This window comes from Actinomycetota bacterium (genome assembly GCA_030776725.1).
GTDB lineage: Bacteria > Actinomycetota > Nitriliruptoria > Nitriliruptorales > JAHWKO01 > JAHWKW01.
In genome coordinates this window covers 1-10,865 of the sequence record JALYHG010000132.1, presented here as the reverse complement: position 1 = coordinate 10,865, position 10,865 = coordinate 1, and the positions used below count along the sequence as shown (strand labels likewise).

9 protein-coding genes, 1 tRNA gene and 2 pseudogenes are annotated in these 10,865 nt (G+C 72.1%); 5 read left to right on the top strand and 7 right to left on the bottom strand.

Going from position 1 to position 10,865, the window contains the following annotated elements:
• Window positions 1-677: 677 nt before the first annotated feature.
• Window positions 678-851: pseudogene (locus tag M3N57_06325) on the top strand (tyrosine-type recombinase/integrase).
• A 100-nt stretch (window positions 852-951) separates the two neighbouring features.
• Here the strand turns inward: M3N57_06325 and M3N57_06320 are convergent.
• The 4 genes from M3N57_06320 to M3N57_06305 form a co-directional block, all read right to left on the bottom strand.
• A tRNA-Gln gene (locus M3N57_06320) sits at window positions 952-1,023 on the bottom strand.
• 123 nt (window positions 1,024-1,146) lie between these two features.
• Window positions 1,147-2,139 carry a 4-(cytidine 5'-diphospho)-2-C-methyl-D-erythritol kinase gene (locus M3N57_06315; GenBank protein ID MDP9022305.1) on the bottom strand — a complete coding sequence of 331 codons (993 nt, stop codon included), beginning with the start codon at window positions 2,137-2,139 and terminating at the stop codon, window positions 1,147-1,149.
• Window positions 2,136-3,005 carry a 16S rRNA (adenine(1518)-N(6)/adenine(1519)-N(6))-dimethyltransferase RsmA gene (gene rsmA, locus M3N57_06310; GenBank protein MDP9022304.1) on the bottom strand — a complete coding sequence of 290 codons (870 nt, stop codon included), beginning with the start codon at window positions 3,003-3,005 and terminating at the stop codon, window positions 2,136-2,138. The genes M3N57_06315 and rsmA overlap by 4 nt, the downstream gene beginning before the upstream one ends.
• Window positions 3,006-3,063: 58 nt before the next feature.
• Window positions 3,064-3,828 (bottom strand): TatD family hydrolase, encoded by a 765-nt coding sequence (locus M3N57_06305; protein ID MDP9022303.1) that lies wholly within the window; start codon window positions 3,826-3,828, stop codon window positions 3,064-3,066.
• 176 nt (window positions 3,829-4,004) lie between these two features.
• On the opposite strand from M3N57_06305, the gene metG reads away from it, so the two are divergent.
• Window positions 4,005-5,708 (top strand): methionine--tRNA ligase, encoded by a 1,704-nt coding sequence (metG, locus tag M3N57_06300; protein MDP9022302.1) that lies wholly within the window; start codon window positions 4,005-4,007, stop codon window positions 5,706-5,708.
• Between the two features lie 89 nt (window positions 5,709-5,797).
• Window positions 5,798-5,929 (top strand): annotated as a pseudogene (locus M3N57_06295) (AbrB/MazE/SpoVT family DNA-binding domain-containing protein).
• Between the two features lie 170 nt (window positions 5,930-6,099).
• On the opposite strand, the gene rsmI reads toward M3N57_06295, so the two are convergent.
• Complete coding sequence (gene rsmI, locus M3N57_06290; protein MDP9022301.1) at window positions 6,100-6,924, bottom strand: 16S rRNA (cytidine(1402)-2'-O)-methyltransferase; 825 nt, start codon at window positions 6,922-6,924, stop codon at window positions 6,100-6,102.
• A gap of 70 nt (window positions 6,925-6,994) precedes the next feature.
• Between rsmI and M3N57_06285 the strand changes: the two genes are divergently transcribed.
• Window positions 6,995-8,653, top strand: a complete 1,659-nt coding sequence (locus M3N57_06285; protein ID MDP9022300.1) for a phospholipid carrier-dependent glycosyltransferase — start codon at window positions 6,995-6,997, stop codon at window positions 8,651-8,653.
• A gap of 14 nt (window positions 8,654-8,667) precedes the next feature.
• Here M3N57_06285 and M3N57_06280 read toward each other — a convergent pair whose 3' ends face one another.
• On the bottom strand, window positions 8,668-9,675 hold the full coding sequence (locus M3N57_06280) for a DUF2236 domain-containing protein (GenBank protein MDP9022299.1): 1,008 nt from the start codon (window positions 9,673-9,675) through the stop codon (window positions 8,668-8,670).
• A gap of 69 nt (window positions 9,676-9,744) precedes the next feature.
• The gene (locus M3N57_06275) at window positions 9,745-9,939 is read right to left on the bottom strand and encodes a hypothetical protein (GenBank protein ID MDP9022298.1); all 195 of its coding nucleotides are present in this window, start codon (window positions 9,937-9,939) and stop codon (window positions 9,745-9,747) included.
• Window positions 9,940-10,330: 391 nt separating this feature from the next.
• Between M3N57_06275 and M3N57_06270 the strand changes: the two genes are divergently transcribed.
• Window positions 10,331-10,865 (top strand): hypothetical protein (locus tag M3N57_06270; GenBank protein MDP9022297.1); only part of this gene is annotated, 535 nt, incomplete at its 3' end.

Genomic DNA, 10,865 nt, shown 5'->3' with positions numbered 1-10,865 from the left:
TGCTCCCGCGGAGGCGGCGACGCCCGTGCGGGCACGGGACGCTGGCTGGCCATCGCGAGCGATCTGGGCTCCTGGGACTTACTCGCCGTCGCCGGTGGATGATGCCAGTGCGCCGGGCGCGTTCGCGTCGATGAAGGCGTCGGCGGGGATGGCGTTGGGGGGGATGGGGGCGGCCCAGCTGGGGACACTGGCGGGGGTACCGGGTCGCCGTCGCGCCGGGCGCGGTCGGCCAGGGTCGGGTCGGCGTTCCAGGGCCGCAGCGTGACCCGGAGCGGTGCCATGGACCCCGTAGATCACCACGGCTCGCCCGGCGGGCAGGGTGCGCAGCGCATGGTCGGGCGCGAGACGGCGGCACTGCGGGTTTACGCAGGTACATAATGGCGCTGGCCCGCATTTCGCCCTCTACGACCCACCTCTGACGGCATATCGCCGACGGTGCAGTACCACCGTCCGTAGCAGAATGCCCGGTCCCAGCCGTCGTTCGAGTGGGGTTGACAACGGCTCTTTCTGGCCGTCCGCTTACTGACGGGTCCGCACCCACAACTACTCCCGACGAAGTTGCGGCGCTCATCCGAGCGGCTGGACTTGTCCGGGCACGGCAACACGACACTGCCGATGTGTCCGGCGACAAAGGAACCGGTCAGGGAGTAAGCTGTCCTTACCAGACGCCGAGCCACCACAGCCACCCCACAATCGCCCTCACAAACGGCGTCCCGGTCAAGATCGTGTCCGAGCGGCTCGGCCATGCGAACGTCTCGATCACGCTAGAGACCTACGCCCACGTCCTCGATCGAGCGGATGCCGAGGCCACCGAGCAGGCTGCGACGGCGATCCTCGGAGACCGATCGTGACCGCGTGCCGCCCCGCCCCTCGTGGTCATGGCGTGGTCACGAGCAACGGCGGCGGTTGCAATTCGAGGGGTCAGAGGGGGCTACGGGCTGATCTACGTAGCTGGGAGGCAGGGGATCGAACCCTGAACACCGACTCCAAAGGACGGCGTGTTGCCAGTTACACCACCTCCCAAGGACACGGGCCGGTCGCACCGGCCCACCGGTGAGGCTACCGGGCGCTCGTTCCACGCACCCACCGACGCGGACGGCCAGTGCCGTAGCGTTGTGCCGCGGTGCGCGCCCGACGAGCGATCGGTCAGCGACCGCTGACGATCTCGGGTCCGCCCGCGGGTGAGCGGGCGACCTCCACGCGGTCGAAGCGTTGCGCGACCGCCGCAGCGAGACGCCGCGCGTGTTGGGGGTCCCCGGCGACACCTAGCACGGTGGGTCCCGAACCGCTCATGACCGCGCCGAACGCCCCGGCGTCCAACAGCGACTCCTTGGCGTCGCGGAGCTGCGGGCGGAGACGGAACGCTGCCTGCTCCAGGTCGTTGTGCAGCGCTGCACCCAACGCCTCGGCGTCCTTGGCGCGGAGCGCCTGAAGGACGGCGTCCGGTTCGACCTCGCTCGGGACCGCCACCCGGTCCCACATCCGGTAGACCTCGGCGGTGGACATCGGCTGGTCGCTCATCCCAACGACCCAGTGGAACGTGCTGCGGCACAGGACCTGGGCGGTTGCGGTCCCGGTCCCGGTCGCCAACGCGGTCCCTCCCCCGACGCAGAAGGGAACGTCGGCGCCGACGTCCGCTGCGACGCTTCGCATCTCTTCGCGGCTGAGCTGGGCATCCCACAGCTCGTTCAGCGCCACCAACGTGGCGGCGGCGTCGGCCGAACCGCCTGCCATCCCGGCCCCCACCGGGATGCGTTTGGCGAGCGCGATCCGCGTGACCGGGGCGCCTGGCTCAGGACGGACCCGGTCGTGGTCTTCGGTCGCCGGCCCGCGGCGCACCAGGGCGTCGGCGAGCGCCCTCGCCGCCCGGACGGCGAGGTTCGAGGCGTCCCGCGGCACGTCGATCCCGGCGTCGTGCTCGATCGTGACATCCAGCAGCCGCCGGGCCGCCGGGTGGTAGCACGCCACCCGCGGGCCTTCGAACCGCACCGAGACCTCGTCGTGGATCCCGATGGTGTGCATGACCGAGACGATGTCGTGCATCCCGTCGGGCCGGCGCCCGCGTACGGCGAGGAACAGGTTGACCTTGGCGGGGACCCGCACCCGCACGGTCGGCGCCGGCAGCGGACGTTCGCTCACGATCCGCTCCCGGCTGGGAGGTGATCGGCGAGGTGAGTTGCGAGGCGGCGGAACGCGGCGGGGTCGAGTTCCTCGGCTCGCGCGCCCGGGTCGATGCCGGCCGCCTCGAGGGCCTCCTCCACAGCTGCCGTCCGGGTCCGCGCCCGTAGCGCGTTCCGTAGCGTCTTGCGCCTCTGGGCGAACGCCGCCTCGACCACCGACACGACCACACGGTGCTCGGCCGGGTCGGGCATCGGGTGGCGGCGGACGATGCGGACCGTGACGCTGTCGACCTTGGGGACCGGGTAGAAGACGGTCGGCGGGACGCGTGCGACCACGTCGACGTCCGCCACCAGCTGCAGCTTCACGCTGACCGCCCCGTACAGGCGATCCCCGACCTGGGCAGCCCACCGTTCTCCGACCTCGCGTTGGACCATCACGAACAGGTCGGTGATCGCCTGGCCGTCGAGCGCGTGGAACACCACGGGCGTCGCGACGTTGTACGGCAGGTTCGCGACCAGGCGGGCGGGCTCCCCGCCCACCACAGCGTCGAGGTCGACCCGGAGCGCATCGGCGTGGACGATGTCGATGTGGTCGCGGTCGCCGACCACGTCGCGGAGCGCGGACACCAGGCCGGCGTCGATCTCCACCGCGACGATCCGGCGCGCGACTTCGGACAGCGCCAACGTCAACGACCCGAGACCGGCCCCGACCTCCACGACGACGTCGCCGGCGGTGACTCCGGCGTCGCGGACGACCTTGCGGACGGTGTTGGGGTCGACGACGAAGTTCTGGCCGGCGGTCTTCCGGGGCGCCAGCCCGTGCTCGTCCAGCAACCGGCGGATGTCCGCCGGCGTCAGCAGCGGCGCCTCACGCCCTGTGGCCACCCCTCGAGGGTAGAGCGGGCGCCGCCGCGCCCAGCAACCGGGGCCTGCGAGACGGCCCTCACAGCGCGAACGCGCGGCGCGCGTTGGTCACCGTGGCTGCCGCCACCTCCTCCAGGTCACGGCCGTGCACCCGCGCCAGGCACGCCGCCACCAACGGGACCATCGCCGGTTCGTTGGGCTGTCCGCGGTGCGGGTCGGGTGTGAGGAAGGGGCTATCGGTCTCGGTCAGCAACCGATCCAGCGGCGTGGCCGCGGCGGCTTCCCGCAGGGCAGGCGCGTTGGTGAAGGTGACGTTCCCCGCGAACGACAGGAAGTACCCGTCTGCGGCGCAGCGCTCGGCGAGGTCGGCGCCACCGGAGAAGCAGTGCAGCACGACCCGCTCGGGCGGCCCCTCCTCCTCCAGGATGCCCAGGGTGTCGTCCCACGCCTCGCGGCAGTGGATCACGAGTGTCTTGTCGACCGCTTTCGCCAGGTCGATGTGGCGCCGGAACGCCCACTGCTGGCGTTCGGGAGAGGCCCAGTCGCGGTAGTAGTCGAGACCGGATTCGCCGATCCCCACCACACGCGGCTGGGTGGCCAGCCGCTGGATGCACTCCATGACGCGAGGGGTGGCTTCCATGGTGTCGTTGGGATGCACGCCAACGGTCGCCCAGACCTCGTCGTGGCGAGCGGCGGTCTGCACCGCCTCGGTCGACGACGCCAGGTCGGTCCCGACCGTGACGAGCGCTGTGACGCCTTGGGCGCGGGCGCGCTCCACCTGCTCAGCGGACCGCAGCTGTTCGTGGTGATCGAGATGGCAGTGGGTGTCGACGTACTCCGGCACGGTGAGGGTCCCGTCCGCGGGCCGCCATCTTGGAGAGCCCGATGTCGTGAGACGCGACCGTAGCAAGGGCGGCGGCCAGACCGCCGTGCCCACGAGGCCGGGGAGCAGGCGTTGGACGCGTTAGCGGTGGTCGAGCACTCAGTGACCGAACAGACACCCCCGGTAGGCTCGCCGGTGTGAGCACCACCACCGCGCCCCGCCGCGCCCCGCGGCCCATCCTCGTCGCGGTCGCCTGGCCCTACGCCAACGGGCTGCAGCACCTGGGACACATCGCCGGCGCCTACCTCCCCGCCGACGTCTTCGCCCGCTACCACCGTGTCGCCGGCAACCGGGTGCTGATGGTGTCCGGCAGTGACGCCCACGGGACCCCGATCACGGTGAAGGCCGACCAGGAGGGCGTCGACCCGGTCGAGATCGTCAACCGCTACCACCCCAAGTTCCTCGAGCAGTGGGACCGGCTGGGGATCTCGTTCGACATGTTCACAACGACCATGACCGACAACCACCGCGCGGTGGTGCACGAGGTCTTCAACATCCTGGGCGACAACGGCTACATCACCCGTGGCACCAGTGAGCAGTTCTTCGATCCGCAGGCCAAGCGCTTCCTCCCCGACCGCTACGTGGAAGGCACGTGTCCCCACTGCGGCTACTCCTCCGCTCGTGGCGACCAGTGCGACCAGTGCGGCCGGACCCTCGACCCGCAGGATCTGGTCGAGCCACGCAGCAGGCTGACGGGTGCCACCCCGGTCACCCGGGACAGCGAGCACTACTTCCTGCAGCTGTCGCAACTCGAGCAGCCCCTGCTGGAGTGGCTCGAGACCCGGGAGGGGTGGCGTGCCCACGTCCTGAACTGGTCGATCCAGTTCGTCCGCGACGGCCTCCGCGACCGCGCCATCACCCGCGACCTGACCTGGGGCGTTCCCCTGCCGCCGGGCACCGACCTCGACGGCGACAAGCGGATCTACGTCTGGTTCGAGGCGGTGATCGGGTACCTGTCCGCGTCGCGGGAGTGGGCGCACGAGCGCGGCGAACCCGACGCCTGGAAGGACTTCTGGCAGGACCCCGACGCGGCGTCCTACTACTTCATCGGGAAGGACAACATCCCGTTCCACACGGTCGTCTGGCCTGCCATGCTGATCGGCTGCGGCGGCTTGAACCTGCCCACCGACGTGCCCGCCAACCAGTACGTCACGTTCCGGGGCGCGAAGGCCTCCAAGAGCCGCGGGGTGGGTCGGTCGGCGCTGGCGTACCTGGATCAGTTCGAACCCGACGCCCTGCGCTACGCCTTGGCCAGCAACCTGCCCGAACAGCAGGACACCGACCTGACCGACGACGAGATCGTGCGTCGCATCAACGACGAGCTCGTCGCCGCCTGGGGGAACCTCGTCCACCGGGTGCTGACCATGACGTCGCGGAACTTCGGCGATGAGGTCCCGCAGCCGGGCGACCTCGACGACGACGATTCCGCGCTCCTCGACCACATCGAGGCCACCCTCGAACAGCAGGCCACCCTCCTGGAGCGGGTCGAGCTACGGGCGGGGTTGCGGGCCGCGATGCACGCCGCGCAGGAGACCAACGCCTACCTCAACCGCAAGGAGCCGTGGCGTACCGCCAAGACCGATCGACAACGCACGGCCACAACGCTGTTCGTCGCGCTCAACGCCATCAACGGCTTGAAGGTGGCTCTGTACCCCTACCTACCGTTCAGCTCCACGGCGCTGCACACGATGCTGGGCCAGTCCGGAACGATCGAGGACGGCGGATGGCGGCGGGTGGCGCTGCACCCAGGAACACCGCTGTCGCCGCGGGGTCCGCTGTACCGCAAGGTCGACGTCGTCGAGGTGGACGTGGATGAGGAGGCCGACGCCGCCGCGGGCTGACGACCTGGACGCGGCGGTCGCCGTGGCCGTACCCTCGGCCGCCGCTCACCGAACGTGGCCGACGCGCCGAGACCGACGGAGCCGCACGCATGAAGACCGGCATCCGCCGCAAGGTCGATGATCTCGGCCGGGTCGTCATCCCCGCCGGGATCCGGCGCTCGCTGAACATCCGTGAGGGTGACGCCATGGAGGTCCACGTCGACGGTGAGCAGGTGATCCTGTCCAAGCCGACCGACCAGTGCGTGTTCTGCGGCTCGGAGCAAGGGCTGCGACCGTTCCGCGGGAAGAACGTGTGCCGAGCCTGCATCGCGGCGGTCGGGGTCCTCGACGAGCCCGCGCCCGGACCCCGACCTGGCCCGGCGCCGGAGGGCGCCTCCGACGCCGCTCGCGATCACGCGGAGCCTCCCGCGTCGACCACCGCCTGGTAGACCTCCCGCTTCGGCACGCGGGCTTCGGCGGCGACCTCGGCGATCGCGGCCTTCTTCGACACCCCCGCGGCCACTCGGCGTGCCACGTCCTTCGCGAGTTCGTCGGCGCTGCGCGCAACGACCGGCTCGGCCGGCGCCCCGCCAACGACCAGCGTGGCCTCGCCGCGCACCCCCACCCGGGCCAGCTCCAGCAGTTCCGCCAGCGGGGCGCGGACCACCTCCTCGTGGAGCTTCGTGAGCTCGCGGCACAGGGCCCCAGGCCGGTCGTCGCCGACAGCCGCGGCGAGGTCAGCGAGGTCGGCAGCTGCCCGGTGCGGTGACAGGTACAGCACCATCGTCCTGGGCTCGTCGGCCAGTTCCGCCAGCCGGTCGGCACGCGCCCCGCGTCGCCGTGGCAAGAAACCCTCGAACGTGAACCGGTCGGTGGATAGCCCCGACACCACGAGGGCGTGCAGCAGCGCCGACGGCCCGGGCACCGCCTCGACGGCGAGTCCCGCGTCGATGCAGGCGCGCACCAGCCGGTAGCCCGGGTCGGAGACGGCCGGGGTGCCGGCGTCGGTCACCAGCGCGACGGTCGCCCCGGCGCGGATGCGGTCGACCAGCTGCGGGAGGCGCTGTTCCTCGTTGTGGTCGTGGTAGGACAGCTGTGCGACGTCCGCACCGATGTGCGCCAACAACCTGCCTGTGCGACGGGTGTCCTCCGCGGCGACCAGGTCGGCCCCGCGCAGGACGTCGGCGGCCCGCGAGGAGAGGTCGCCGAGGTTGCCGATGGGGGTCGCGACCACCATCAGCCGGCCGCCTGGCGCCGCCCGCGGGGATCCCACGCCCCGACGGTAGCCACCGGTACGCTCCCCCGCCGTGCACCGCAGCCGCATCGTCGCCGTCGTGGTCCCCCTCCTGCTGGTCCTGGCGGCGGGGACCGCCCGCGTTGTCCTGCTGGGCCACCCGGACCGGATCATCTTCGACGAGACCTACTACGTCGAAGACGCCCGCTCCTACCTCGACCAGGGTGTGGAGCACGGCTTCGCGGTGCACCCGCCGGTCGGCAAGTGGCTGATCGCGGCGGGGATCGCGGTCGCCGGCGACGAACCGTTCGGCTGGCGGATCTCGACGGCGGTCGCGGGCACGTTGCTGGTGCTGTTGACGTACCTGATCGGCTTGCGACTACTGCGGTGGCGGGGCGCTGCGGCGCTGGCGGGCCTGCTCGCGGCCGTCGACGGGCTGCTGTTCGTGCAGTCGCGCACGTCGATGCTCGACATCTTCCTCGCGATGTTCGTCGCGCTCGGCGCGTGGCTGCTCCTGGTGGATCGCGACCGCAGCGGCCTCGCACGCCGCCGCGACGGTCGAGCCATGCGGACCGTGGGCGATCGCGCCGTGCCCGCTGGCGGGAGCGTGGACGAGCCGCCAGCTGACGACCGCACGGTCGCGGCGGGGTGGGCGACGACCGTCGCCTCAGACCGGTCCACCACCGGCGGCCAGACGGCCGCCCAGCAGCCGCCCTCCGATGTCGCGCACGTGCCGCGCCGCGGCCACGCGTTCCGGGTCGCGGCCGGAGCCGCGTTCGGCCTGGCGGTGGCGACGAAGTGGTCGGCCCTGCTGGCTCTGGCCGCCGGCGTGCTGGTCACCGCGGGATGGGAGCTGGCGTGGCGGCGGCGGCTCACCGGACAGCCGACGGCGATGCTGGGGCGCCTGATCGCGTCGCTCGCGGTGGCGTTCGTGCTCGTCCCGGCGGGGGTGTACGTCGCGTCGTACGTGCCGTGGCTGATCAACTACGAGCACACCACCGAGGGCAGGGACGTCTGTCGGGGCGAGCGACCGTGCCAGGTCTCGATCCCTGGGCGCCTCGCCGGGCTGTGGCGCTACCAGCTGGCGATCGCCAACTTCCACACCGACCTGGATGCCGAACACCCCTACCGGGCGCCGGCCTACACCTGGCCGGTCATCGGCCGACCGATGGTCTACTACTGGGAGAACTGCGACCGGCAGCGCGCCGCCGGGGTCGCCACCCGCACCGACGAGGGTGAACTGGTCGAACCCGACCCGTGCCGGGTCGCGCCGGGCAACGCCGGGGAGATCATCGCGCTGGGCAACCCAGGGTTGTGGTGGGTGGCGCTGGGCGCGTTGGTGCCGCTGGCCGCCGGCGCCGCTCGCCGCGACGGGCGGGCGTGGTTCGTGGTGGCGTTCTGGGGCGCGCAGTTCCTGCCGTGGCTGGTGGTGAGCCTGCCCGGCGTGCCGTTCAGCCGACCGCTGTTCTTCTTCTACATGACCCCGATCGTGCCGTTCTTGGCGTTGGCCGTGGCCTACGGCGTGGTGTGGCTCGACGAGACGGTCGAGCGGGTCGCCACCCGCCGGACGGTGACGCTGCCCCGCACGTCGGTCACGCCAGGAGCCGTGGTCGGGGCGCTGGTGGGACTCGTGGCGGTCGGCCTGTTCGTCTACTTCTACCCGGTGCTGGCCGGTGTCGAGCTACCCGAGGCCGCCGTCCGCCAGCGGTGGTGGTTCGACGCGTGGGTCTGACCGGCTGACCGGGTTCAGGCGGCGTCGGCCGTGGCGCGCGCCCTGGCCGCCCGCACCGCCGGGGAGGACCCGACCGCCAAGCGCAGCGCCGTGAGCGTGGCGCGGGTGTGAGCGATCGCGGCCGCTGCGGGGAGACGTCCCGTCGGCACTCCCAGCAGACGCCGCTCGGCGGGTGTGACCGTCGCCAGGGCGCCGGCGAGCACCGTGAGGTACGCCGCCTTGACGGGCGGGTCGAACGCCGGCCACAACAGGAACCGCAGCGCCTCACGGCTCTGGTCGGTGACGGCCAGCTCCGGACGGTAGGCGTCGAGCCGGTCGTGCAGCGCACCGATCGACGTCGGCAGCGTGCCGTCGTCGACCATGGGAAGCCGGATCTCGCCACGTCGCAACGCGTCCGGCCGAGCCGAGATCGCGTCGAGGTCGACGCGGGGATCGAGCAGCGACGCTGCTCGCGCCTGCTCCGCCACGAACGCGTCGGCTGTGGATCGATCGACCGGGTGCGGGGCGTAGACCCGGTCGGTGGCGAGGAAGCTCGACGTCAGCGTGACCGCGACCCAGCCGAGCAGGTGCGTGTCGTCGGCACGGTAGGGGCGCCCGTCGGGCGCCGTGCCGGTGACAGTGCGGTGCACCCGGCGCACCGCCCGAGCGGCCTGCAGCACCTCACCGGTGGACCCGAACGTGGTCACGGTCACGTACGCCGACGTGCGCTGCAGCCGCCCGAGTGGATCCTCGCGGAACCGGGAGTGGTCGGCGACCCCCGCCATCGCCAGCGGGTGCAGGAGCTGAAACAGGAGCGCGCGCAGCCCACCGACGATCGCAGCCGGATCGGCGATGACCCGCCACGACGCCGATCCGGGCCCGAACAGGCCGGGGTCGCCCGGGGCGGTGGCGGGGTCGAACGTCGGACCACCGAAGATCCGGTGCAGCCCCACACGGACCGCGTGGCCGAGCAGCGGCACGCCGCCCGGCGCGAGCGAACGGACCATGTGGAGCGGCGACAGCACACGAGGGATGAGCGGCACACGACGATGGTGCACGACATCCGCGGACCGCGCGAGCGGCGCGACACCGCCGTCGACCCCGAGTGGCGGTCACGGGCACGACAACGGTGTCGTGACCGACGCTTCGTTGCTGTTGGCCGAGATCCACCCGCCGGCGGTCGTCCGCACGACGTAGAGGTAGGTCGTGTTCGTCGCCACCGTCGTGTCGGTGTAGGTGGTCACCGCTGCACCGCTGACCCGGCCGACCTCCGTGTAGGGCCCGCCGGGGGTCGTCCCGCGGAGCACGACGTACCCGTCTGCCGCCGTGGGACGTCGACGCGACCCAGGACACCGTCACGCTCGGTTCGAGCAGCGTGCACTGCGCGGTCGCCGAGACGTTCGTGGGTGGGGTGACGGTCGTGGCCTGGAAGCCGTTGTCGGCGTTGGCGGTCGCGCCGACGAACGCACCGACGACGACCTGCCACGAGAACGCCGCGAGCACCACGGCGACCACCACCGCCAGCGCCGCCGCCCGTCCGGCCGTCGGCGGGTCGGTCACGCTGTGGGGGACTGCGGTGACCGGCTGCCGTGCGTGCCAGACCGTTCCCACCGGGCCGGTTACGTCGACCACGGCGGCCGGTCCCACGAGGGCGAGGGCCACGCCCCCCGCCACCGCGATCGCCGGCGGTGGCGGTGCGTGACGGCTGGTCCACAGCGCGGGGGACGCGGCGGGCCGACCGAGGCCGCGATGCGGTCGCCGGGGCGTTGGGTGACTCGCGGGACCCGCGGCTGTGAGCCCGGCCCCGGACAGGGCTGCCACCGTCAACGCCACCAGCAGCGCCAGCTCGGTGATCCGCCCGGTGTTGACCCAGGCGACCGGGAGCCCCACGAACGGCACGAGGAGTCGCCCGACACCTTCGACGTGATCACGGGGGACGGGAACGGGATCGGCCGTGGGGTTGGCGTCCCCGCGGGTGCGGTAGGCCGGCCCGTCGAGGACCTCGACGATCCGGTGGGTGACCCGTCGCTCCGGTCGCATCGGGTCGCGGAACGTGAGGACCTGTCCGTCGTCGAGGTCCGACGGATCCGGCTCGACCAGCACGAGGTCGCCGACGCCGATGCGCGGGGCCATCGAACCGGACGTGACGACGACGGGGTCGAGGCCGAGCAGAAGGAGCGCCGCGACCGTCCACGCCGCGAGCCAGAACAGGCAGTACAGGTAGAAGGTGCCG